This window comes from Actinomyces sp. SKVG-SVH-4(1) (assembly GCF_048514265.1).
Taxonomy (GTDB): domain Bacteria; phylum Actinomycetota; class Actinomycetes; order Actinomycetales; family Actinomycetaceae; genus Actinomyces; species Actinomyces oris.
Genome location: NZ_JBGEVE010000003.1, coordinates 162,048 through 185,965, shown reverse-complemented (window position 1 = coordinate 185,965; position 23,918 = coordinate 162,048). Strand labels below are relative to the sequence as shown.

At 68.1% G+C, this 23,918-nt stretch carries 17 protein-coding genes; 8 read left to right on the top strand and 9 right to left on the bottom strand.

The genetic code is table 11. The annotated features are described in order from the left end of the window. The first annotated feature begins 86 nt into the window (after positions 1-86). The 5 genes from AB7V09_RS04180 to AB7V09_RS04160 all read left to right on the top strand — a co-directional run bounded on the left by AB7V09_RS04180 (position 87) and on the right by AB7V09_RS04160 (position 7,557). Complete coding sequence (locus AB7V09_RS04180) at positions 87-1,547, top strand: mannitol dehydrogenase family protein (RefSeq protein WP_419143060.1); 1,461 nt, start codon at positions 87-89, stop codon at positions 1,545-1,547. Between the two features lie 268 nt (positions 1,548-1,815). After that, positions 1,816-3,084: an alpha-hydroxy acid oxidase gene (locus AB7V09_RS04175; RefSeq protein WP_009406137.1), complete on the top strand. Its 1,269-nt coding sequence runs from the start codon at positions 1,816-1,818 to the stop codon at positions 3,082-3,084. Positions 3,085-3,455: 371 nt separating this feature from the next. After that, positions 3,456-5,039 carry a peptide MFS transporter gene (locus tag AB7V09_RS04170; RefSeq protein WP_419143026.1) on the top strand — a complete coding sequence of 528 codons (1,584 nt, stop codon included), beginning with the start codon at positions 3,456-3,458 and terminating at the stop codon, positions 5,037-5,039. 304 nt (positions 5,040-5,343) lie between these two features. Beyond that, a complete protein-coding gene (locus tag AB7V09_RS04165; RefSeq protein ID WP_419143025.1) occupies positions 5,344-6,915 on the top strand; it encodes a peptide MFS transporter in 1,572 nt (523 codons plus the stop codon). Between the two features lie 135 nt (positions 6,916-7,050). Continuing rightward, positions 7,051-7,557 carry a ClbS/DfsB family four-helix bundle protein gene (locus AB7V09_RS04160; RefSeq protein WP_419143024.1) on the top strand — a complete coding sequence of 169 codons (507 nt, stop codon included), beginning with the start codon at positions 7,051-7,053 and terminating at the stop codon, positions 7,555-7,557. Between the two features lie 89 nt (positions 7,558-7,646). On the opposite strand, the gene AB7V09_RS04155 is transcribed toward AB7V09_RS04160, so the two are convergent. From AB7V09_RS04155 to AB7V09_RS04135, 5 genes are all read right to left on the bottom strand, one after another. Continuing rightward, entirely contained in the window at positions 7,647-9,017 is a 1,371-nt protein-coding gene (locus AB7V09_RS04155; protein WP_419143023.1) for an aspartate aminotransferase family protein, read from the bottom strand. 176 nt (positions 9,018-9,193) lie between these two features. Further along, positions 9,194-10,774, bottom strand: coding sequence for an APC family permease (locus AB7V09_RS04150; protein WP_419143022.1), 1,581 nt, complete (start codon positions 10,772-10,774; stop codon positions 9,194-9,196). After that, on the bottom strand, positions 10,771-11,631 hold the full coding sequence (locus AB7V09_RS04145; protein WP_419143021.1) for a universal stress protein: 861 nt from the start codon (positions 11,629-11,631) through the stop codon (positions 10,771-10,773). Before AB7V09_RS04145 ends, AB7V09_RS04150 begins: the two co-directional genes overlap by 4 nt. Positions 11,632-11,661: 30 nt before the next feature. Continuing rightward, the gene (locus AB7V09_RS04140) at positions 11,662-13,089 is read right to left on the bottom strand and encodes an aminobutyraldehyde dehydrogenase (protein ID WP_419143020.1); all 1,428 of its coding nucleotides are present in this window, start codon (positions 13,087-13,089) and stop codon (positions 11,662-11,664) included. 311 nt (positions 13,090-13,400) lie between these two features. Beyond that, positions 13,401-14,981, bottom strand: a complete 1,581-nt coding sequence (locus AB7V09_RS04135) for a PucR family transcriptional regulator (protein WP_419143019.1) — start codon at positions 14,979-14,981, stop codon at positions 13,401-13,403. Between the two features lie 193 nt (positions 14,982-15,174). Here AB7V09_RS04135 and gabT point away from each other — a divergent pair, with 193 nt between their 5' ends. From gabT to AB7V09_RS04120, 3 genes are all read left to right on the top strand, one after another. Next, complete coding sequence (gabT, locus tag AB7V09_RS04130; protein WP_010614462.1) at positions 15,175-16,497, top strand: 4-aminobutyrate--2-oxoglutarate transaminase; 1,323 nt, start codon at positions 15,175-15,177, stop codon at positions 16,495-16,497. A gap of 80 nt (positions 16,498-16,577) precedes the next feature. Then, complete coding sequence (locus AB7V09_RS04125) at positions 16,578-17,828, top strand: Glu/Leu/Phe/Val family dehydrogenase (protein ID WP_419143018.1); 1,251 nt, start codon at positions 16,578-16,580, stop codon at positions 17,826-17,828. A gap of 39 nt (positions 17,829-17,867) precedes the next feature. Further along, the gene (locus tag AB7V09_RS04120; RefSeq protein ID WP_419143017.1) at positions 17,868-19,400 is read left to right on the top strand and encodes an NAD-dependent succinate-semialdehyde dehydrogenase; all 1,533 of its coding nucleotides are present in this window, start codon (positions 17,868-17,870) and stop codon (positions 19,398-19,400) included. A 114-nt stretch (positions 19,401-19,514) separates the two neighbouring features. Here AB7V09_RS04120 and fepB read toward each other — a convergent pair whose 3' ends face one another. From fepB to AB7V09_RS04100, 4 genes are read right to left on the bottom strand one after another with little or no spacing between them, the layout of a single operon-like run. After that, positions 19,515-20,615, bottom strand: coding sequence for a Fe2+-enterobactin ABC transporter substrate-binding protein (fepB, locus tag AB7V09_RS04115; protein WP_419143016.1), 1,101 nt, complete (start codon positions 20,613-20,615; stop codon positions 19,515-19,517). Further along, positions 20,612-21,604, bottom strand: a complete 993-nt coding sequence (locus AB7V09_RS04110) for an ABC transporter ATP-binding protein (RefSeq protein ID WP_419143015.1) — start codon at positions 21,602-21,604, stop codon at positions 20,612-20,614. Before AB7V09_RS04110 ends, fepB begins: the two co-directional genes overlap by 4 nt. Continuing rightward, positions 21,601-22,719, bottom strand: a complete 1,119-nt coding sequence (locus AB7V09_RS04105; RefSeq protein WP_419143014.1) for a FecCD family ABC transporter permease — start codon at positions 22,717-22,719, stop codon at positions 21,601-21,603. The genes AB7V09_RS04110 and AB7V09_RS04105 overlap by 4 nt, the downstream gene beginning before the upstream one ends. Next, the gene (locus AB7V09_RS04100; protein ID WP_419143013.1) at positions 22,716-23,729 is read right to left on the bottom strand and encodes a FecCD family ABC transporter permease; all 1,014 of its coding nucleotides are present in this window, start codon (positions 23,727-23,729) and stop codon (positions 22,716-22,718) included. Before AB7V09_RS04100 ends, AB7V09_RS04105 begins: the two co-directional genes overlap by 4 nt. Between the last annotated feature and the right edge of the window lie 189 nt (positions 23,730-23,918).

The window sequence follows — 23,918 nt, the reverse complement described above, 5'->3', positions numbered from 1 at the left end:
GCGACTGGCGGCAGCGCGGAAAGGACCTCTTCTTGACCATCTCACTGACTGAGTCGCCCCTGGCCCCCGCCTACGACCGCTCCGCCATGACCACCGGGATCGTCCACATCGGCGTGGGCGGCTTTCACCGCGCCCACGAGGCCGCCTACCTCGACAGGCTCATGCGCCGGCGCGCCGGGTCCGGGCCCGGCGGTGGAGCAGCCGCCGCAGCGGGCGGATCCTGCCTGGAGTGGGGGATCTGCGGCGTCGGCCTACTGCCCGGGGACGCCCGGATGCGTGACGTGCTGGAGAGCCAGGACCACCTCTACACCCTGGTGCTCAAGCATCCCGGTGGGCTGCGCGATCCAGCGGTCATCGGCTCCATTCACGACTACCGTCTCGCCCCCGACGACCCGGAGGCGGTCCTGGCCCTCCTGAGCGCGCCGACCACCCGGATCGTCTCGCTGACGGTCACCGAGGGCGGCTACAACGTTGACGATGCCACCGGCGAGTTCCGCACCTTCAGCCCCGGGGCCGTCCACGACGCCGAGCACCCGGGCGAGCCGACGACGGCCTTCGGCTACATCGTTGAGGCGCTGAGGCGTCGTCGGGAGGCGGGGATCGCTCCACTGACGATCATGAGCTGCGACAACCTGCCCGGTAACGGGAAGGCGGCCCGCACGGCGGTGGTCTCCCAGGCCGCGATGAGCGACCCTGAGCTGGCGGACTGGATCGACGGGAACGTCGCCTTCCCCAGCTGCATGGTGGACCGCATCACCCCGCGCACCACGCGGGCCGACATCGCCGAGCTGCAACGGGCACTCGGTGTCGAGGACGCCTGGCCGGTGGTCTGCGAACCCTTCACCCAGTGGGTGATCGAGGACGACTTCCCCGCCGGGCGGCCCCCGTGGGAGGAGGTCGGGGTGCAGATGGTCGACGACGTCGTCCCCTACGAGCTCATGAAGCTGCGTCTGCTCAACGCCTCCCACCAGGGGCTGGCCCACTGGGGGCGGCTGCTGGGGATCAAGTACGCGCACGAGGCCGCAGCCGATGCGGACATCGCCACCTGGGTGAGGGCCTATCTTGAGCGCGAGGCGCGGGCCACCCTGCGCTCGGTGCCGGGGATCGACCTGGACGACTACATCAGCACGCTCTTCAAGCGCTTCACCAACGAGGCGATCGCAGACACGCTCTCCCGCCTGGCACAGGACGCCTCCAGCCGGATGCCGAAGTTCGTCCTGGGCACAGTGCGCGACAACCTCACCGCCGGCGGGCCGATCCGTCTGGGCACCGCGATGGTGGCGGCCTGGGCGCTGGGATTGGAGGGCCACGACGAGAACGGCGGGGCGATCGTCGTCGACGACCCTCTGGCCGAGGAGCTGAGGCACCTGATGGCCGCGCAGCGGGCCGGCCACGGCACCGCCTTCATCTGCCACGAGGGGATCTTCGGAGGCCTGGCGACCAACGAGCGCTTCCGACGCACCTTCGTCGAGGAGCTCGAGGCCCTGCGACGCCAAGGGGCGCGGGCGCGTCTGCGCGCCCTGGCCGGCCACACCCGGGCGGCCTAGCCCGGGCTGTCGGCCCCGTCATCGTCCTGCGCTGTCGTCCCCGCCGTCGAGCAGACGCCACCGCGACGGAGAGACTGGCCCCGCACAGAAATTGCAAATCTCTCCCTCCCGTTAGACGGCTTGCTTAGGCTAACCTTGCTTCGGTGACCTTTGTCCCATAGCATGAGGTGGTTCGTAGGCCTCAGTGCCGGCCATGGGGGCCGGCCGCCTCCACGAGCACTCCGCGCCGCGCGGAGCGTCCAGAATCCGACTCACCGATGAGGTTCCTATGGTCAAGCGCCAGCTGCCCAACCCGAGCGAGATCTTCGAGCTGCTCCACTTCAAGACGCCCGAGCTCAACCCCAGGCGTCGCCGCCTCGACGCCGCACTGACCACCTGGGACCTGCGCAAGATCGCCAAGCGCCGCACTCCGGCCGCGGCCTTCGACTACACCGACGGCGCCGCCGAGGGTGAGGTCTCCCTGCGCCGCGCCCGCCAGGCCTTCCGCGACATCGAGTTCCACCCCGACATCCTGCGCCCGGCCATCGACGTCGACACCTCCTGCGAAATCCTGGGCGGGCGCTCGTCCATGCCCTTCGGCATCGCGCCCACCGGTTTCACCCGCCTCATGCAGACCGAGGGCGAGGTCGCCGGGGCCGGGGCCGCCGGCGCCGCCGGGATCCCCTTCACCCTGTCCACGCTGGGCACCACCTCCATCGAGGACGTCAAGGCCGCCAACCCCCACGGGCGCAACTGGTTCCAGCTCTACGTCATGCGCCAGCGCGAGATCTCCTACGGGCTGGTCGAGCGCGCCGCGGCCGCCGGCTTCGACACCCTCATGTTCACCGTGGACACCCCCGTGGCCGGGGCCCGCCTGCGCGACAAGCGCAACGGCTTCTCCATCCCGCCCCAGATCACCGCCGGCACCGTCCTCAACGCGATCCCCCGCCCGTGGTGGTGGTTCGACTTCCTGACCACGCCCAAGCTGGAGTTCGCCTCCCTGAAGTCCACCGGCGGCACCGTGGGCGAGCTGCTCGACAACGCCATGGACCCCACCATCAGCGACGAGGACCTCAAGGTCATCCGCTCCATGTGGCCGGGCAAGATCGTCATCAAGGGTGTCCAGACGGTGGAGGACTCCAAGCGCCTCATCGACCTGGGCGTCGACGGCGTCCTGCTGTCCAACCACGGCGGGCGTCAGCTCGACCGCGCCCCCATCCCCTTCCGCCTCCTGCCCGAGGTGGTCCGAGAGGTCGGCAAGGACGCCACGATCATGGTGGACACCGGCATCATGAACGGCGCCGACGTCGTGGCCGCCGTCGCCCTGGGCGCCAAGTTCGGGCTCGTGGGCCGCGCCTACCTCTACGGCCTCATGGCCGGCGGGCGCGAGGGCGTGGACCGTATGATCGAGATCCTCTCCGACGAGGTCATCCGCACCATGAAGCTCCTGGGGGTCTCCAGCCTGGACGAGCTCGAGCCGCGCCACGTCACCCAGCTGACCCGCCTGACCCCGGTGCGCCCGAACGTCAAGGCCGCAGCCGACGCCCTGGCCCGCTGAGGGCCCCGGCCCGCGCAGTCCTGCCGGCCTGCCCCTCCGCGCGTCGTCGGAGGAGTACCCGTCATCCGCCCAGTGCGGCGGCACCCGGCGGCCCCGGAGAAGAGACCCCCTGCGGTCCTCTCCGGGGCCGCCGCCGTCTGGCCAAGAACCGGAAGCATGCCGGAAACAGCCCGGGCGCTATGGTCTGGGCACCATCACTTCTGACCTCGGCGACAGGTCTGTGCCCCTCGTGTCAGACGGAGCACCCGGCGCCCTGGATCACCCCTGCGGCCGGCCCCGAGTGGCCACCGCCCCGAGGAAGGGACAGCGCCATGGCACAGTCCGAGTCCGATTCGACGTCAGGCCCGATGTCAGACTCGACATCCGGCCCGATGTCAGCCGCCACGACGGCGGTCAACGAGCGCGAGGACGAGCTCACCGAGCCCGGCCGCCTCATCTCCAGCCGGTGGCGGCCCCGCAGCCTGCGCACGACGCCGTCGAGGCAGGACCGGGGGCTGTTCGGCCACCCCCGCGGACTGCCCTGGATGCTCAACGTGGAGATGTGGGAACGCTTCTCCTACTACGGCATGCGCGCCATCCTGCTGTACTTCATCACCGACACGGTCGCCCGCGGCGGCCTGGGCCTGAGCGAGACCAGCGGACAGGTCGTCATCGCGCTCTACGGCATGGCCGTCTACTTCCTGGCCATCCCCGGAGGCATCTTCGCCGACCGCATCATCGGGCCCTGGCTGTCCACCCTCTACGGCGGCGTGGTCATCATGGCCGGGCACATCTGCCTGACCATCCCCAGCACCGTGACCTCCTGGACGGGGATCGTGCTGGTGGCCGTGGGCACCGGCTTCATCAAACCGAACCTGACGACCATCGTCGGCGGCCTCTACGACGACGATGACATCCGGCGCGACGCCGGATTCCAGCTGTTCTACATGTCCATCAACGTCGGCGCCTTCGCCTCTCCCCTGCTGACCGGCTGGCTGCGCGAGCACTACGGCTACCACGCCGGCTTCTCCTCGGCCGCCATCGGCATGGCCTTCGCCCTGGGCGCCTTCATCTACGGTCGCCACAAGCTCTCCGCCTTCGCCTTCACCGTCCCCAGCCCCATCCGCCCCGAGGAACGCCGGCGACTGCTGCTGGGCTCCCTCGGCGTCCTGGTCGCCGTCGGCGCTGTCGTGGCCACTCTGAAGGCGATCACCGGAAACCTGGTGACCACCGTCGCCACGGCGGGCCTGCTCGTGCCGGTCGGTGCGGCCGTGGCCTACTTCGTGGTCATGTTCCGTTCCCCGAAGGTCTCCGCCCCCGAGCGCACGCACCTGCGTGCCTACATCCCCCTGTGGATCGGCGCGGTCCTGTTCTTCATGATCACCGAGCAGGCGGCCGGCAAGATGGCCACCTTCGCCGACTCCAACACGGATCTGCGGCTGCCCCTGTTCGGCTGGTCGATCACCGCGGAGGCCTACCAGTCGGTCAACCCCGCGGCGATCGTGATCCTGGCCCCGATGGTCGGCATGCTGTTCACCCGGAGGGCGGGCCGGTTCCCCTCCACCATCATGAAGTTCGTCATCGCGGTGCTCATCGTGGGGCTCTCGGCGCTCATGTTGGGCTACGGCTTCCAGATCTGGCCGGGTGGGGAGCACCTGTCCCCCTGGTGGTTCCTGGCGCTGGTCTACGTCATCCAGACCGTCGCCGAGCTCTTCCTGACCCCGGTCGGCCTGGCCACGACGACCGCCCTGGCCCCCAAGAGCTTCGCCTCCCAGGCGATGGGGCTGTGGTGGCTCAGTGTCGCCACCGGGCAGGGCGTGGCCGGCTTCGTCATCGCCCAGACCGAGGACGCCTCCGACGCCACCTACTACTACGGCCTGGGCGTGGCCACGCTGCTCATGGCCCTGGTGCTGTTCGCCGTCGCCCCGTGGACGCAGCGGCAGATGGCCGACGTCGAGGTCGCCGCGCAGGACTAGGAGCGCCTGGACGAGCCGCACCTGGAGCGCCGCGAGTTCGTAGGTTGGCCCTCGGAGTCGTAGGTTCAGCGCACGATCCCGCGGACTAACCTACGACCGCGAGGCGCGGCTGCCGCCGATGGGTCCCAGAGGGGGCATTGAGCGTCCCCGACTCGCCGACCTCATGGGCCGCTTCGCTCAGCCGCCTTCACGTTCTCCCAAAATCACCTCACGGTCGGGGTAGGGTGCATGGGTACCTGTGGTTCATGCCGGACACTGACGGTCCGGCAGCACGCCTCACCTGACCACAGGAAGGGAGAGTCTCATGTCAACGACCCCGACTCCCGTCGAGGACGATCTCGATACTGGTCGGATGATCGCCAGTCGGTGGCGACCCGCCACCCTGCGCACGACGCCGTCGAAGGAGGACCGGGGGCTGTTCGGCCACCCCCGCGGGCTGCCCTGGATGCTCAACGTGGAGATGTGGGAACGCTTCTCCTACTACGGCATGCGCGCCATCCTGCTGTACTTCATCACCGACACCGTGGCCCGCGGCGGCCTGGGCCTGAGCGCCAACTCCGGGCAGGTCATCCTGGCCTCCTACAGTGCGGCCGTCTACCTGCTGGCCATCCCCGGGGGCATCTTCGCCGACCGCATCATCGGACCGTGGCTGTCCACCCTCTACGGCGGCGTCGTCATCATGGCCGGCCACATCTGCCTGTCCATCCCCACGCCCGCCCTCGCCTGGACGGGGATCGTGCTGGTGGCCGTCGGAACCGGCTTCATCAAGCCGAACCTGTCCACGATCGTCGGGGGTCTCTACGATGACGACGACCCTCGGCGCGACGCCGGCTTCCAGCTGTTCTACATGTCGGTCAACCTCGGATCACTGGCGTCTCCGCTGGTGACCGGCTGGCTGCGTGAGCACTACGGCTACCACGCCGGCTTCTTCTCAGCCGCCGTCGGCATGGGGGTGGCCCTGATCGCCTTCATCTACGGCCGACACAAGCTCTCCGCCTTCGCCTTCACCGTTCCCAACCCCATCCGCCCCCAGGAGCGCCGGAGCTTCGTACTCGCCTCGCTCCTGACCGTGGTGGCCGCGGCCGCACTCGTCTCGGTCCTCAACGCCCTGACCGGCAGCCTGCTCGACGCCATCTCCGCGACCATGCTCATCATCCCGGCCGGTGCCGCCCTGGGCTACTTCGTCCTCATGTTCCGCTCCCCCAAGGTCACGGCCCGCGAGCGCACGCACCTGCGCGCCTACATCCCCCTGTGGATCGGGGCGGTCCTGTTCTTCATGATCTCCGAGCAGGCGGCCGGCAAGATGGCCACCTTCGCCAAGGACAACACCGACGGCACTATCCCGTGGCTCGGCTGGGCCATCACCCCCGAGACCTACCAGTCCATCAACCCCGCCACGATCGTCATCCTGGCACCATTCATCGGCTGGCTCTTCACCCGGCGGGCGGGCAGGTTTCCCTCCACCATCATGAAGTTCGCGATCTCGGTGCTCATCATCGGGGGATCGGCCTTCATCCTGGGCTACGGCTTCCAGATCTGGCCGGGCGGCGCAAAGCTGTCCCCCTGGTGGTTCCTGGCGGTGGTCTTCATCATCCAGACCGTCGCCGAGCTCTTCCTGTCCCCAGTGGGCCTGTCCACGACGTCGGCGCTGGCACCCAAGAACTTCGCCTCCCAGACAATGAGTCTGTGGCTGCTGACGACGGCCACTGGTCAGGGGCTGGCCGGCTTCATCATCTCCAGGACGGAGAACATCGCAAACTCCACCTACTACTACGGCCTGGGGGCCGTGACGGTCGCCGTGGCCATCATCCTGTTCATCGTCGCCCCGTGGACGGAGCGGAAGATGGCCGACGTCGGGGTCACGGCGCAGGACTAGGCGGGGCTGGGGGCCGCGAGTTCGTAGGTTAAGTCTCGGGTTCGTAGGTTAAGGGCACGACCGCGAGGGTTAACCTACGATCGCACGCCTCCGACTGCCACCGGCGGGCCAGCGAGGACGAAGAAGGAGACCGCCGTGAAGGACTACGCCTCCGGTGAGGAGCTCATCGCGGAGATCCGCAAGCGCGCTGAGCTGTTCATCGCCGAGTTCGACGACGTCCCCGCCTCCGAACTCCACACGCTCAAGGACGGGGTGGACCGCACGCCGGCGCAGATGCTCGCCTACCAGCTGGGGTGGATGGCACTGCTGCTGGGCTGGGAACGCGATGAGCAGGCCGGATGCGAGGTGGTCACGCCCGCACCCGGCTACCGGTGGAACCGGCTCGGCGACCTCTACAGCACCTTCTACGAGCGATGGCACGATGCCCCACTGCCCCGGCTTCAGGAGGCCTTTCGGGACAGGGTCGACGGCGTCGTCGCCCTCGTGGCATCGCTGAGTCGGGAGGAGCTCTTCACCTCCGGGCAGCGGGCGTGGGCCTCCTCGACGCCGTCGGCCTGGCCGGTGGCCAAGTGGATCCACATCAACACGGTGGCGCCCTTCACCTCCTTCCGCACGAGGATCCGCGCCTGGAAACGCCGCTGAGTGCCACCGAGCGCCACCGCGGGCAGGACACGATTCATGGGGGCCACCGACGTCTTCGGTGGCCCCCATGAGATCAGAGAGTGCTGACGTCACTTGGAGGTGATCGCCTCGGCAAGCTCCTCGAAGCAGCTGACGTAGGCGTCGATCGCCTCATCCGTGTGGGTCACTGACAGGGTCCACTCCTCCTCGCGGCCCGGAGTCATGAAGATCCCCCGGTTCATGTTGAACAGCCACGCGAGCTCGGACAGCTCCGCGTTCTGGTGCTCCTTGAAGGACTCGTAGTCGACGACCTTCTTGGGGGAGAAGGTGACGCACCCCTTGCCGCCGACGCCCACCGCGTAGCCCGGAAGGTTGTAGCGCTCAATGACCTCCGTGCAACCCGCGAGAATGCGATCGTTGAGGTGGTCGAGGTGGGCGTAGGCCTCCGGGGTGAGGACCTTCTCGAGGTTGGCCCGAACGGCGGCCATCGCCAGGGGGTTGCCGTTGTAGGTGCCGACCTGGAAGACGGTGTGGTCCTCCACGACGGACATGACCTCCTCGGTGCCTCCGATGGCGCCCGAGGGCAGACCGGCACCGAGGGCCTTGGCCATGGTCACCATGTCGGGAGTCACTCCGAAGCGCTTGGTGGCGCCACCCGGACCGATGCACAGGCCGGTCTTGACCTCGTCGAAGATCAGGACGACGCCGTGTCGCCGGGTGATATCACGAACCTTCTCCAGGTAACCCGGTTCCGGCAGCACGACACCCAGGTTCATCATGGCCGGCTCCATGATGACGCAGGCGGGTTTACGACCCTCATCGGTCAGCCGGACGATGCGGCGTTCCATGGCCTCGGCATCGTTGAAGGGAACCGGCACCGTCATCTGGACGGTGGCGTCGGGGATGCCGCCTCCGTAGGGCAGGGAGGCCAGGTTGTCGCGGTCACCGATCTTGTCGTACTCGACGCCGATCGAGACCATGACGGTGTCGTGGTGCCCGTGGTAGGAGCCGAAGATCTTCATGACCGTGTCGCGACCGGTGTAGGCGCGTGCGATGCGGATGGCATCCATCGTGGACTCCGAGCCCGAGTTCGTGTAGCGCCACTTCGGCAGCCCCCACCTGCTCGAGAGGTTCTCCGCCACCGCCAGAGCGTCCTCGGTCGGGGCGGCGAAGTGGGTACCCTTGCCGTACCGCTCCAGAACGGCCTCACCGATCACCGGGTGGGCATGCCCCTGAAGCATCGACCCGAAGCCGTTGTGGAAGTCCCACATCTCGTTGCCGTCAACATCCCAGACCTTCGGCCCCTGCCCCCGTTCGAGGTAAATGGGCCAGGGCTCGCGCAGCTGGTATGAGGAGGCGACTCCGCCGGAGAGACTGTTCCTCGCGCGGTTGTACATGTCGCCGGATCCCTTGGTCCGTTCGTTGAGGCGCTTGGACTCGATCTCCGTCAGCTCAGCGACTCGCTCCATGTTGATGCTCATTGCTCACTCCTTCGTGGTCCGGCCTGGCGTCCACATATCGTGTGTTTGATTACCGGCGCATCGATCAGCTGTGTCCGTCGATGCGATGACAATGTGTTTCCTCTCAGTTCCTTCCGCCGGCCTGGCGCGGAGGGAGCTGTTTTCATGTGTGCGCGTTCACTCCGGTTCACCGGCGGTCACGACGCAGCACGGAGCGGGTAGGCGTCGTCGCCGTCTTCATAGACAGTCGCCACCTTCATCTCCTCAGTGACAGCGTCGGATCGTGCGATCACCTCCCCACGGAAGAAGGCCGGTGCTCGGACGTACTGCACAAGCATCAGTACCACGCCCAGGAGAATGAGGGCGAGGGTGAGGACGAAGACGAGACCGACGCCGAAGACCTGCGATCCCGACCCATACTCCGGGTCGAGGGAGTCCTTCAGGGTCAGGCCGAGGAGCGAGAAGAGGATGAGACCTCCCAGTCCCGGCGAGACCAGCGTGAAGAAGAAGTTCCTCACTGAGGAGAACCATTTCCCTCGAAAGTACCATACCGCGGCGAAGGCGGTGAGCCCGTAATAGAAGGCGATCATCGCCCCCAGGGTCTGAACCGTGTCCCACAGGACGGAGGTGGATACAAAGCGCAGCAGGGTATAAAAGGTCGAGGCGGCGATCGCCGAGACGACTGTTGCGCGACCAGGGGTGAGGAAGCGCGGAGAGATCTCACCGAGTTTCTCCGGCATCGCCCCGTAGTATCCCATCGACAGCAAGGTGCGGGCGGGAGAGACGAAGGTGGACTGCAAGGACGCCGCGGACGAGACCAGCACCGCCGTCGACAGGAGGATCGCGAACGGCCCCAGAACCGGTCTGGCCAAGGCGAAGAAGACATTGTCCTGGATCGCAGGATTGCCCAGTCCTATCCCATCCTCCCCCAGGCCGGCGAACATCATGGATCCGATCGTGACGAACATGTACACCGAGACAATTGTCATGACAGTGAGCACGGCGGCGCGCCCTGGAGTGGAGCTGGCGTCGTCGGCCTCCTCATTGACCGTCAGCGACACGTCCCAGCCCCAGTAGATGAACAAGGACAGGGACACGCCCGCCACGAAAGTCCCCAGCGAGTCGACGGCGAAGGGATTGAACCATTCGAGCTTCACGGGTGTCGGATTGACGGCGGTTCCGGTGAAGTAGCGGTAAATGGCCACCGCGCCGAAGCCGAGGAACACCGTCAGCTGAAACCCCACCAACCAGTACTGGAGCTTCTGGGTGGTCTGCATATCGCGGTACGCGATCCAGGTCGCCAGCGTGATGAAGACCAGGCAGGTGAGGGTATTGACCCATACGTTGTCGGAGAGATCCGCAATGGCGGAATTGCGAGTCACCTGTGCGAGCAACAGATAGAAGAAGTCGACGGCGATGGCCGCAAGGTTCGACAGGACGACGACGGTCGCCACAATCAGCCCCCATCCGTTCATCCACCCGATCCACGGACCGAAGGCACGCGTCCCCCAGGTGAAGGATGTGCCCGAGTCGGGCATCGCCGCATTGAGCTCTCGGTACCCGAAGGCGACCAGGAGCATCGGGATGAATCCGACGAGGAAGATCGCCGGTACCTGCTCGCCCACCTCTGAGGCGGTCGGCCCCAGCGCGCCGGTGAGGGTGTACGGGGGCGCGATGCAGGACACCCCGATGATGATGGCGCCGAGCAGACCGACAGAGCCCTCGGCCAGTCCCTTCTTCGACAGCCCGCCTCCAGAGCTGGTGGTCGCGGCGCTCATGTTCCACCTCCGACGTCGGCCGGATCAGCCGGGACGGCGACGAGCGGCACCGGCAGGACCCGCAGGATCTTGTTGGCGTCCGGCCCCAGGAACAGGCGCCCGCTCTGGGCCAGGCGCGCCGACCCCAGGAAGGCCAGCTCATTCCTATTCCACTCCATGGCCAGCACGGCGGCGCTCATGGAGTGGGCGTGAACGATCTGGACACGCTGATCATCCAGTCCGGTGAGATCCAGGCGCACCTCGGCGAGCAGGGCCTCGGTCCGCTTCTCGATCTCCGCGGTGTCCTGTGAGTCCCCGGTGGCCACCGTGACGAGACGCAACGGGACACCGGCTCTGTCTGCGAAGGTCCTGGCCTTACTGAGCACTCCCCTCCACCTGCCGGACTCGCCCAGCATGACCGTGATGCGTGAGAGCCCGTCGAGAGGGGCGTGCCTCATGCCGCGCGGGGACAGGGCGACCGGAACTGTCGAGGAGTTGAGCAGGGTCTGCCCCACGGAGCCGAGGGACACTCGTCCCAGGACCCCGTGACGGCCCCCGCCGGCTACGAGCAGGTCGGCTTTGAGCTCCTCGGCCGAGGCAATGATGCCCTCGGGGAAGGAGAGGCTGTACCGCAGGTACTTGCTCACCGGCACACGGGGCCGATGCTCCTCCATGATCTCCGTCATCCAGTCGTCGACCTGCGTGGCAACGACGTCCTGGAAGGCGTGATCGGTGACATCAAGGACGTAGCGCCCTCCGCCGCCCTTGACGACGGTGACGAGATCGAGTGGGCACGAGAACGCTTCAGCGAGAGATACCCCCAGGTGGTAGGAGTCTCTGCCGCCGAGCGAATTGGTGAAAGCCGTCAGAATGCGCATGGGGGTGATCTCCTGTTAGCTTCCGGGAGGTCACAGAGCACTCATGACGTGCTTGATACGCGTGTAGTCCTCCACGCCGTAGACGGAGAGGTCCTTGCCGTAGCCGGACCGTTTGAAGCCGCCGTGCGGCATCTCCGCGACGAGGGGGATGTGGCAGTTCACCCACACGCAGCCGAAGTCCAGGTCCCTGCTGAATCGCAGGACACGCTGGTGGTCGGTCGTCCAGATGGACGAGGACAGGGCGTAGTCCACACCGTTGGCCAGGGCCAGGGCCTCGTCGTCGGAGGAGAACTCCTGAACGGTCAGGACCGGCCCGAAGACCTCCTGCTGCACGAGCGCGTCGTCCTGCTTGAGCCCCGAGATGACAGTGGGCGCGTAGTAGTACCCGCTCTCGCCGACGCGGTGACCACCGGTCAGCAGGTGGGAGTGTGCGGGCCGCTCCTCAACGATCTTCTGCACGGAGGCAAAGTGACGGGCGTTGTTCAGAGGGCCGTAGAACGCCTCCTCCTCCGGAATCGGACCGGTCCGCAAGGACTCGACGTGACGCACCAGCGCATCGGTGAACTCCTTGGCCACCGAGGCCTCGACCAGCACGCGGGTGGCGGCGGTGCAGTCCTGCCCGGCGTTGAACGTCCCTGCGGCGGCGATGCCCTCGGCAGCCGCCTCGATGTCGGCATCGGCGAAGACGACGGCAGGGGCCTTGCCTCCCAGCTCGAGGTGAACACGAGTCACGTTTCCGGCCGCCTGTTCAGCGAGATCCGAGCCGGCGCGCACTGAACCTGTGAGCGCGACCAGCCCGGGCACCGGGTGGGAGCTCATGAGCCGCCCGGTCTCCCCGGTGCCGAGCACCAGGTTGAAGACCCCTGGCGGGAGGATCTCACTGGCGATCTCAGCGAAGACGATGGCGCTCTCGGGCGTGTTGGCACTCGGCTTGAGCACCACCGTGTTGCCTGCGGCCAGAGCGGGCCCGACCTTCCAGATGAGCATCATGAAGGGGTAGTTCCACGGGACGATCTGCCCGACGACGCCGATGGGCTCGCGGCGAATCTGCGAGTTCAGACCCTCGGCGTACTCCCCCGAGGCGACACCCGACTGGAGACGGGCGGCCCCGGCGAAGAACCGCAGCTGAGAGGCCCCTGTCACGACTTCCTCCGCCCGGATCATCTCGGCGAGCTGACCGGTGTTGCGGCGCTGAGCCTCGACGAGACGGTCGGCGTTGGCCTCCAGGGCGTCGGCGAGCCGGAGCAGGAGCATCTGCCGTTCCGCCGGCGTTGTCAGCCGCCAGCTCTCGAATGCCTTGAGGGCGGCGTCGTAGGCGGCGTCGACATCGGCGGAACCCGAGACCGGGCACTGCGCCACGACTTGTTCCGTTCGAGGATCCACGACGTCGAACGTGGTATCGGTGGTTGCCGGAACAAATCGTCCGTCAATAAAATTCTGGAGGAGAGGAAGGCTCATGTGAATCACTCTGCTTCTTGGCTTTGGCGGGACGTCGGTGTCGAGATGAGAGTCGAGACGAGAGGTGTCGAGAGTCGAAAAAATGAGACGGCTCAGGCATCTGCTGCCCAAGCTCACGCCGGACCGGCGCAGGCCACATCGCCGCTGGAGCCCGACGCGGCACAAGTCCTGTAACAACAACGCGGGCTAAGGTCCTAGGTGACGGCGTAATAGTAAACACACACCACCAGGTATGTCGAACATCACGTTCCACACTTCAAGGAATCGCATCAAAACGCGGAAAAGTCACCCTTGTGCGAGATGACAAACCGTCACTCCGCCCAAAAATGTAACGCAAACCACAAATTCGCCCGCTGCTCGGCATCCTCGATGTCGACGCCGAGTGCCCTCCTCAGGCGCACAAGACGTGCGGGGACGGAGTTGCGATGCACCCCCAGACGCTCGGCGATGCGCTGCACCGCCCCGGCCTCGCTGAGGTAGATCCTCAACAGCTCGAGCAGCTCGGGCTGATCGGCGACGCCCCCGAGGCGAGCGCGGGCGAAGGCTTGGGCCCGATCCTCGTCCAGGAGGTCCGTGACCGACGGCAGTCCCGAGGTCTCCCAGCGCACCGCCTGTCCGAGCTGCCGAGTTCCGGTGCAGACGGACAGCGCCTGCTGTGCGCCCCGCGGCAGATCAGTGACGCCGACAGGACCGCTGACGCCGATCCGCATCCGCTCCGTCCAGGGCGTGACACTGCCGTCCTCAAGAAGGGAGGGAACGCGCTCGACCTCACCGAGGATCATCAGGCGGGTCCCGCCCCGGTCCGTGCGCCACAGAAGCCGCTCCCCCACCGGAGCCCCCCGACTCTCGACGAGCAGGCGGGCCAGCACTGTGGAGAGCCCGGCAACGTCAGCACTGCCACCCTCGAGGCAGACAACCCGCCACTGATGACCACCACCGGTAGCGGGCACCGATCGCCGCTCCGGAGACGGCAGGCGGGTGAGGACGAGCTCCTGAACCTGGTCCGCCAGCGCCAGCCCCTGCGCGATGTCACCCGCCAGGAGATGCCGGGTGGAGGCCCCCACGAGCTGGAGGAGCCATCCGGTGAAGGCCTTGGAGGACTCGGCGATGAGATTCAGAAACGACCAGGCGAGATCGACCCCCAGGGTCTGAGCGCGCGTGAGCGTCTCGCGCTGAACGGTCGCCAGGTAGCGCTCGGGCTCGCCGGTGATGCCGACCGGGCGGACGACCAGCCGCATGTCGCCGAGGCCGACCGCCCCGGCTCCTCGCATCCCTGCCGGACGGATCCTGGCGATGCACTCGGCGACCTCGTCGTCGATTCCCGTCGCCTCCGGCCCGAAGGGACCGACCACGGTGCGTCCCGTGGCATCCCGCAGGGACACCTCGCCCCGGAGGATCGAGGCCAGGGCGCGCATGATCGCGCTCTGGTTGTCCTTGGCGGCTGCACGCGTCAGCTGTTGCAGGACCAGGGTCTCCTCGTCTCCCGCCCCCTCGGCACCGATCTCAGGTTCGGTGGCCTGAAGCATGGCCCCGACCTCGCGGCTGATGGAGGCGAAGGAGACCTCGAGGGGGACCTCGATGAGATTGAGACGCCCGGCCCTGCAGGCCTCGCGCAGGTCCTCGGGCACGGTGTCGAAGGCGATGCCGGTCCCCAGTCCGAGAGCCGCGACTCCTGCCTCGACCAGTGATGCCACGTACTCCCGCCACGTGGCCGCCTCCGCATCGGCCATGACGAGACCCGTGGTGAGAACGAGCTCGCCGCCCTCGAGGTAGGAGGCCGGTTGGAGGAGCTCGGTCGCGACAACCCAGGTGACCGCGGCGTGCGGTGCGGGCAGAAGCACCGCGCGAACCCCCAGGTCCGCTCCATCGATGAGATCCGACACCAACACCATGCCTGGATTCAAACACTGTTCTATGCATCACGCACAGGATTCGCGAGATTTTGTGCATTGGGCTTAGGTGATCAGGCCTAGAGGCGGGCATAACCTGAGACGGAACTCATAGCCGAGCTCGTTTCTACGACATCCCCGGAGCGCTCTGTTCCACTGCAGCTCTCCGCCCGTCACGACACACTGTGAGGTCCATATGGCAACGCTGCCCCAGACCATTCATCTCGCCACTCCTCTGCCCGGTCCCGAGGCCCGCGCCCTCGACGAACGCGCAGGTACCGCACTCCCACGCGCCCTGACCGCAGCCATGCCGACCTTCGCACGGCGCACGGACCGAGGCGTCCTGGAGGACGTGGACGGCAACCGTCTCATCGACTTCGGATCCGGCATCGCGGTGACAACCGTGGGCGGTGCGGCGGCGCCCGTCGTCGCTGCGATCCAGGAGCAGGCCGAGAACCTGACGCACACCTCCTTCGCCGTCACGAGGTACGCCGGATACGTCGAGGTCGCCGAACGCCTGAACGCCCTGACCCCGGGCAGCTTCCCGAAGAAGACCGCGCTGTTCAACTCCGGGGCGGAGGCCGTCGAGAACGCCATCAAGCTCGCACGCAAGCACACCGGCCGCCAGGCAGTGGTCTGCTTCGACCACGCCTTCCACGGACGCACCTCCCTGACCATGGGACTGACGGCCAAGGTCGCCCCCTACAAGGGCGGCTTCGGCCCCTTCTCCCCTGAGCTCTACCGGGTCCCCGGCTCCTACCCGTACCGCGACGGACTGGACGGCGAGGCCGCCGCCGAGCGCACGATCAGTCAGATCGAGAAGCAGGTGGGGGCATCCTCCGTCGCCGCCGTCATCATCGAGCCCATTCAGGGCGAAGGCGGGTTCATCGTGCCGGCGCCCGGCTTCCTCACCGCGCTCCAGCGCTGGTGCCATGACAACGGCGCGGTCTTCATCGCCGATGAGATCCAGTCGGGAATCGCCCGCACCGGGGCGTGGTTCGCCTGCGACCACGAGGGAGTCGTTCCCGACCTGGTGACGACCGCCAAGGGCCTAGCCGGAGGCACCCCCTTGTCGGCGGTCACCGGTTCGGCCGAGATCATGGACTCCGCCGAACCGGGCGCCCTTGGCGGCACCTACTGCGGTAACCCCCTGGCCTGTGCCGCCGCCCTGGCGACCCTGGACATGATCGAGGAGCACGATCTCCTGGGACGGGCCCGCACGATCGGCGAGACCGGCATCCGCCTGATGGAGCAGTGGAAGGCGAAGGACCCCCGCATCGGCGAGGTCCGGGGCAAGGGCGCCATGATGGCTCTCGAGCTCGTCGACCCCGACTCGCAGAAGCCCGATGCCGCACTGACCGCCGCCGTCGCGCAGGCCGCGCGCTCACGCGGTCTGATCCTGCTCACCTGCGGCACCTACGGCAATGTCATCCGCCTCCTGCCACCGGTGACCATGCCGGACGAGCTGTTCGCCGAAGGCATGGAGATCCTCGAGCAGGCGCTCCGAGACCAGCCCTGATCCCCTCTTCCACCCACGTCTTAAGGCCGCACCGGCCCCGGATCACGCTGATCCACCCGACCGACCCAGGAGGTAGCTCCATGCCCTCGACCCCTCACCCCCTCACCGATGCACGGGCGCAGCTCGCCGAGGCGATCCAGTTCCTCGGCTTCGACGACGGAATGCGCCGCATGCTTGAGACCGCCCGTAAAGAGGTGACGGTCGCCATCCCACTGCGACGCGACGACGGCACGATGGAGCTGCATATCGGCCACCGCGTCCAGCACAACATCTCTCGCGGCCCCGCGAAGGGAGGGATCCGTTACTCCCCCAACGTGGACCTCGACGAGGTCCGAGCGCTGGCCATGTGGATGACATGGAAGTGCTCTCTTCTCGATCTGCCCTACGGCGGCGCGAAGGGAGGGGTCCAGGTGGACCCCCGGGCCCACTCGGAACGAGAGCTCGAGCGACTGACCCGCCGCTACACCTCGGAGCTGATCCCCCTGATCGGCCCCGACAAGGACATCCCGGCTCCCGATATGGGGACCGACGAGCAGACCATGGCCTGGATGATGGACACCTACTCGGTGGCCACCGGGCACACGGTTCTGGGAACCGTCACGGGCAAGCCGGTCAACCTCGGCGGGTCACAGGGGCGGGCCGCCGCCACCTCCCGCGGCGTCGTCTACTCCGTCCTCAACGCGATGGAGAGCATCGGAGTGAATCCCTCGCAGGCCACCGCGATCGTTCAGGGCTTCGGCAAAGTCGGTCGCGGCGCTGCCCGCTTCCTCCACGAGGCGGGCGTGAAGGTTCTGGCCGTGGCGGACGTCTACAGCACGATTCGCAACGACAAGGGCATCGACATCCCCGCACTCGAGGCCTTCGTGGATGAGACCGGCACCGTCGACGGGTTCCCCGGCGCGGACCCGATCCCTGCGAGCGAGCTGTTCGCCGTCGCCTGCGACGTCGTTGTTCCTGCAGCGGTCGAAGGGGTCATCACCGAGCAGACCGCGCCATTGATCGACGCCAAGCTGGTCGTTGAGGGCGCCAACGGCCCGACAACGCCCGCGGCCGACGCGATCCTGGCCGACAAGGGGATCCTGGTCGTACCGGATATCCTCGCCAACGCCGGTGGCGTCATCGTGTCCTACTTCGAGTGGGTACAGGCCAACCAGTCCTACTGGTGGACCGAGAAGGAGGTCAATGAGCGCCTGCGCACCAGGATGGACAAGGCCTGGAACGAGGTCACAGACTTCTCCAGGGAGCACGGACTCTCGCTGCGCACCGCCGCGACGACGATGGCCGTCAAGCGCGTCGCCGAGGCCCACGTCTCCCGCGGTCTCTACCCGTGATGCGTGGCAGGCGACAGTCGATACTCAGGGAGCACAACCATGGCTGACACACGACCCGGCGCGGCAACTGACACAGCGGCGTACACCACCCTCGGAGCCCACCCGGCTCTGGCCGACTACCTGCACAGGATCCGCCCCGAGGAGGGGATGCTCCTGGGCGGGCGGATGACGGCAGCCTCCGACGGCGGAACCTTCGACGTCGTCGACCCCGCCAGCAACGCCGTATTCGCACGCTGCACGGATGCGACTCCGGCGGATGCCGCACGCGCCGTCGACGCGGCCTCCGAGGCGCTGCCTGCCTGGAGCGCCACCCCGCCCCGGCAGCGCGCGGAGCTGTTGCGGACCCTGTTCGACCTCATGGTGGGACAGGTCGAGGAGCTCGCGGTACTCATCAGCGCCGAGAACGGTAAGTCCCTGGATGACGCCAGGGCGGAGGTTCTCTACGCAGCGGAGTTCTTCCGATGGTTCTCCGAGGAGGCGGTGCGCACCGAGGGCGGTTTCGGCACCTCCCCGGCGGGCGGTACCCGAACGATCGTCACGCACCGGCCGATCGGGGTGGTCGCCATGATTACCCCCTGGAACTTCCCGGCGGCGATGGGGACCCGCAAGATCGCCCCGGCCCTGGCCGCCGGATGCACGGTGGTACTCCGCCCCGCATCCCTCACACCTCTGACAGCGGTGGCACTGAGCCATCTGATCCTGCAGGCCGGCGTGCCCGCGGGCGTGGTGAACATCGTGCCCTCGAGCCGTTCCGCGGAGGTGTCGACGACGTGGCTGGAGGACCCCCGGGTCCGAGCGGTCTCCTTCACCGGGTCGACTCAGGTCGGCCGTGTGCTCATGAAGCAGGCGGCGGAGAAGGTGCTGGTGTCGTCCATGGAGCTCGGGGGCAACGCGCCCTTCGTGGTGGCGGCCGACGCCGATGTCGACGCCGCGGTGACGGGCGCTGTTCAGGCCAAGCTCAGGGGTGGTGGCGAGGCCTGCACCGCCGCCAACCGCTTCTACGTCCACCAGGACGTCGCCCAGGAGTTCACCGAGAAGTTCTCCGCCGTCGTCCGCGACCTGAGGGTGGGGCCGGCCCTGGCGGACGAGGCGAACCAGATCGGCCCCCTGGTGACACCGGTTGCCCGCGACAAGATCAACGCCCTGGTGGACGGGGCGGTGGCCGGGGGCGCCGTCGTCCACGCCGAGTCCTCCTGGCCCCAGGAGTCTCCGGGGTCGTTCGTCCCGGTGCGGGTCCTGACGAATGTCGCCCCCGACGCGGAGATCGTGCGCACCGAGATCTTCGGCCCCGTCGCCCCGATCGTCACCTGGGACGACGAGGACGAGCTGCTGACGTGGATCAACGATACGGACTACGGGCTGTCGGGCTACGTCTTCTCCCGCGACCTCGGGTGGGCGCTGCGCCTGGCCGAGCGCATGGAGGTTGGGATGGTCGGCATCAACCGTGGGCTCGTATCCGATCCCGCCGCCCCCTTCGGCGGCGTCAAGCAGTCCGGCATCGGGCGTGAGGGCGCGCGTGAAGGGATCCGCGAGTTCCAGGAGACTCAGTACTACTCGGTCGCCTGGAGCTGAGGGGTCTGCTCCCCAGCAGTGCTCGGCTGCGGGAGTCGATGCCATCGATATGTGCTGGTGCCCCGGGCCGAGAGCCCGGGGCACCAGCACGTTGACGCTCAGGTCGTCAGCGGTTCAGGAGGCCTTGGGGTAGGCCTTCTGGACGGCGTCGAGCATCTCGAGGGCCGAGTAGTAGTCCAACCGGAAGGACGAGGGCGGCATGTACTGCACCTTGCCTCCGGTCACCGGGGCCGCCGAGCTGAAGGTCTCGTTGGTGGTGATGGCGTTCTTCGCGGTCTCGTCTGCGGCAATGACGACCCAGTTCTCACCGGTCAGTCCCGCCTGGACGTTCTCGGGCGAGAGCTGGACGATGTCCTTGCGCTCACCCATGGACTGGTCACCCTTGACGCTGTCAGGGACGGCAGCAATGGTGAAGCCCAGGTCCTTGAGGAGCTGGGCCTGCGGGGCCTCCTCGGTGAAGGCGTTGGCGCCCTTGGTGCCGTCCCCGGGGACGGTGAAGACCGAGGTCGCCCCCTTCGGGACGGAGATGGCGCCCTTGGCCTTCTCGGCCTTGGTGGTGTAGTCCTTGACGACGGCGTCGGCCTTAGTCTGGCGGCCGGTGGCCTGCCCCAGGGTCTTGGTGACGTCCTGCCAGGAGTGCGAGCCGTAGTCGATGACGAGGACGGGCACCTCGAGCTGGCGCAGGCTCTCGACGACCTTGGCAGCCGAGTCCTGTCCCGTCTTGGCCACGATGATGAGGTCAGGGTCGCTGCCCGCGACCGTCTGGGCGAGGTTGTCCTCGGTGCCGTCGATGGCCTTGACGCCCTTGTCGGTGGCCTGCTTGGACCACTGGGTGAAGAAGCCGTTGTCGTCGGTCTTCTCATCCTTCTTCTTGGCCGGCGTCGAGGCGACCACCGGGGCGTCGAGGGCCAGCAGCGATCCGGTCAGGGTCACGGAGGTGGACACGATGCTCTTGGGCTCGGCCTTGATCTCGACGTCGACGCCGTCGTCCCCCTTGATGGTGACCGGCCAGGTGACCTTGGGGGAGGCCGCGGCCGAGGCGGCACCGGAGGCCCCGGCTGAAGCCGCCCCGGAGGCCCCGGCGGAGCCGGCGGAGGATGCGGAGGTCGAGCTGTTGGAGGAGCCGCAGGCCACCAGGCCGGTGCTCAGCACCATGGCCGCCACGGCGAGGAGGCCCTGCCTCAGGCGGCTGGAGCGCCGCGAGGATGCGTTCATCTATCTGTGTTCCTTTCTTGTCCGTCCTGCTGGGAACGAGCAGTCGGGCTGGTTCCTGCCGAGGCGGGATCGGCAGAAGACTGTGGGGCCGGACCTCCGGTGGAGTCGGTGGGAGCGGAGCGGGCCCCGGCAGGGTCAGGGCCGGCCGGCACGACCGCGCCCAGGTGACGGGGCACCACCATGGGGGTGCCGGCCACCGGGTCGGGGGCGATGACGGCCGCCAGGCCGAAGACCTCCTCGATGAGGTCCTCAGTGAGGATCTCGCGCGGGGAGCCGGTGGTGCGGATGCGGCCCTCGTGCATGACGATCATGTGCTCGGCGCAGCGCGCCGCCTGGTTGAGGTCGTGCAGGACGGCCACCACCGTGCGGCCGTCGGCATTGAGACGCCGGCACAGCTGGAGGATGTCGACCTGGTGGGCCAGGTCGAGGAAGGTGGTGGGCTCATCGAGCAGGATCGTCTCGGTGCCCTGGGCCAGGGCCAGGGCGATCCACACGCGCTGGCGCTGGCCACCGCTGAGCTCGTCGACGGGGCGGGCGGCCAGCTCGGTGACCCCCACCATCTCCATGGCCTCCTCGACGGCCTGCCTGTCCTGCTGCGACCACTGGCGGAACAGGCCCTGGTGGGGGAAGCGACCGCGGGCCACGAGGTCGCGCACCAGCATGCCGCCGGGCACGGTGGCGCTCTGAGGCAGCAGGCCGACCCGGCGGGCGACCTCCTTGGTGCCCAGGCGGACGATGTCTGCGCCGTCGAGGAGTACCGCTCCTCGGGCGGGCCGGTGCAATCGGGCCAGGGCGCGCAGCAGCGTGGACTTCCCGCAGGCGTTGGGCCCCACGATGGCGGTGAAGACACCGGCGGGGATGTCGACGTCGAGGTTGCGGGAGACCACGTGGCGCTCGTAGGCGATGGTCGCACCCCGGGCGGCCAGGCGAGCCCTGGGGGCGGCCGGTCCGGCGGCGGTGTTCGCCTCGGTGGAGGGCAGGTCGGTCACAGGGATCTCCTTCCGCGCGCTGCCACGGTCAGCGCCACCATGAGGTAGAGGCCGCCGACGGCGTTGGTCACCACGCTCACGGGCATCGACTCGAGCACGAGCTGGCTGAGCAGGTCGGAGCCCACCATCAGAAGGCTCCCGGTCAGGCCGCTCACGAGCAGCGGGGAGTGCGGGGAGCCGGTGAGGAGGCGGGCCAGGTGGGGCGCCACGAGGGCCACGAAGCCGATGGGGCCGGCCGCCATCGTCACCACCGCCACCAGCACGGTGCCCAGCAGGATGAGGGCGGCGCTGGCTCGGCGGGTGGGGCTGCCCAGGATGGTGGCCACCTGCTCCCCCAGGGACAGGACCTGCAGGTGGCGGGAGGCCAGCAGGATGAGGGCGACGGTGACCCCGATGGCCAGGCAGGTCGGGGCCACCACCGGCCACCGGGCGGCCCCGAGGGTGCCGGTGATGGCCTTGAGGGCGCCCAGGCCCTCGTCGTCGTCGACCCGTACCAGCAGCCAGCGGTTGACGGAGACGAGCATGGAGCTGATGGCGATCCCCACGAGGATGAAGCGCAGGCCGGTGAATCCGCCGCGCAGGGAGACGAGGTAGGTCACCGTGCCGACGGCGGCCCCGCCGATGAAGGAGGCCAGGGAGGCCGAGAGCATGGAGCCGGGCAGGAGGAGGATGCTGACGAGGATCCCGGTCTGCGCGCCCGTGCTGAAGCCAATGAGGTCGGGCGAGCCCAGGGGGTTGCGGGTGATGGTCTGGAAGAGGGCGCCGGCCACGCCCAGGGCCAGGCCCGCCACGAGCCCCAGCACGATCCGGGGCAGCTTCCACTTCACGACGACGACCTGGACGATCTTGCGCCCCTGCCCCTGGAGCGCATCGATGACCTCCTGGGTGGTGACGGGGAACTTCCCTAACCGCAGGGAGACCACAGCCACGGCGAGGCTGAGCACCAGCAGCATGAGGCCGACGATGACGTGGCGCGGGGTGATGAGCACCGACCGGCGGCCGACGACGATCCACAGGCGTCCAGCGTCAGCCCCCACGTGGAGGCTGCGGCGCGGGCCGGTGGTGGCGGGGAGACGCGGTGGAGAGACGGCGCGGCCCGGTCTGATTCCCCTCATGAGGCCCGGTCCTTCATCCGCAGGACCATGAGCAGCAGGACGGGTGAGCCGACGAAGGCCGTCAGCAGACCGACCTGCATCTCACCGGGACGGGCCAGGACGCGGCCCAGGACGTCGGCGGCCAGGACGACGACGGGGCCGCCCAAGGCACACAGAGCCACGATCCAGCCCCGGTGGGGTCCCATGAGCCAGGAGGCCGTCAGCGGCGCCATGAGGCCGACGAACCCGATGGGGCCGGCCACCGTTGTGGCGGTGGCGCACAGGAGTGTGACGACCACCAGGCTCAGGCTCCGTACGAGGGCGACCCGGGTGCCCAGCGCGGCTGCGACGTCGTCACCCAGGGCGATGTTGTCCAGGGCGCCGGCCAGCAGGATGGCCGCCCCGGTCCCCGCCACCACGAGGGCCGCCACGGGTAGCAGGGGGATGTCGGTGCGGGTCAGGGAGCCGACCTCCCAGTCGATGAAGGTGCGGAACAGGTTCGGCATCGTCAGGACGACGCCCCGGATGACCGCCCCGGCGAAGGCCGAGAAGGCGACACCGATGAGCACCAGGCGCACCGGCGAGGAGCTCGAGGCGCCAATCATGCCGATGACCTGGACGAGTGCGGTCGCCACCAGGGCTCCTCCAGCGGCCAGGGCCAGCTGGTTGGGGACCGGGAGCACGCCGAGCACGGCGGTTCCCAGGACGATGCCCAGCGAGGCGCCGGCGTTGACACCGAGCAGCCCGGGCTCGGCCAGGGGGTTGCGGGTGACGGCCTGCATCACCGCGCCGGCCACCGCCAGAGCGGCGCCCACGAGCACGCCCATGATGGTGCGCTGCACGCGCAGGACGTTGATGTTGTAGCTGACGTTGGAGGCGTCGGGGTGGAGCAGGTAGTGGGCGACCTGGCCGGCGGGGATCCGGGAGGAGCCGACGAACAGGGAGGCCAGGACGCACAGGGCCAGCAGGATGGCCGCGGTCAGGAGGATGGCCGGGCGGCGTGCGATCACGCGAGCACTCACCTCCGCCACTGTCTGAGAACGGGGGCGACAACGGCCCTGAGGACCCCGATCGGCATCTACTCTCCCCACACCTGAAGTACAAAGGTCAACCTAACCTAACCTAAGATGCCGGCCAGGGTCTGTCAAACACAGGCTGGCCTGTTGGTTTATTCGCCGCGACACCCCCACCCAACAGCAAGGACATGCTCGTGCATATCC

Bases quoted from the DNA above. Each gene is read 5' to 3' on its own strand.
- AB7V09_RS04180 (WP_419143060.1), top strand. From the start codon at position 87: ATGACCACCGGGATCGTCCACATCGGCGTGGGCGGCTTTCACCGCGCC.
- fepB (WP_419143016.1), bottom strand. From the start codon at position 20,615: ATGAACGCATCCTCGCGGCGCTCCAGCCGCCTGAGGCAGGGCCTCCTC.
- AB7V09_RS04105 (WP_419143014.1), bottom strand. From the start codon at position 22,719: ATGAGGGGAATCAGACCGGGCCGCGCCGTCTCTCCACCGCGTCTCCCC.
- gabT (WP_010614462.1), top strand. From the start codon at position 15,175: ATGGCAACGCTGCCCCAGACCATTCATCTCGCCACTCCTCTGCCCGGT.
- AB7V09_RS04165 (WP_419143025.1), top strand. From the start codon at position 5,344: ATGTCAACGACCCCGACTCCCGTCGAGGACGATCTCGATACTGGTCGG.
- AB7V09_RS04170 (WP_419143026.1), top strand. From the start codon at position 3,456: ATGTCAGCCGCCACGACGGCGGTCAACGAGCGCGAGGACGAGCTCACC.
- AB7V09_RS04125 (WP_419143018.1), top strand. From the start codon at position 16,578: ATGCCCTCGACCCCTCACCCCCTCACCGATGCACGGGCGCAGCTCGCC.
- AB7V09_RS04145 (WP_419143021.1), bottom strand. From the start codon at position 11,631: ATGCGCATTCTGACGGCTTTCACCAATTCGCTCGGCGGCAGAGACTCC.
- AB7V09_RS04140 (WP_419143020.1), bottom strand. From the start codon at position 13,089: ATGAGCCTTCCTCTCCTCCAGAATTTTATTGACGGACGATTTGTTCCG.
- AB7V09_RS04175 (WP_009406137.1), top strand. From the start codon at position 1,816: ATGGTCAAGCGCCAGCTGCCCAACCCGAGCGAGATCTTCGAGCTGCTC.
- AB7V09_RS04155 (WP_419143023.1), bottom strand. From the start codon at position 9,017: ATGAGCATCAACATGGAGCGAGTCGCTGAGCTGACGGAGATCGAGTCC.
- AB7V09_RS04120 (WP_419143017.1), top strand. From the start codon at position 17,868: ATGGCTGACACACGACCCGGCGCGGCAACTGACACAGCGGCGTACACC.
- AB7V09_RS04135 (WP_419143019.1), bottom strand. From the start codon at position 14,981: ATGGTGTTGGTGTCGGATCTCATCGATGGAGCGGACCTGGGGGTTCGC.
- AB7V09_RS04150 (WP_419143022.1), bottom strand. From the start codon at position 10,774: ATGAGCGCCGCGACCACCAGCTCTGGAGGCGGGCTGTCGAAGAAGGGA.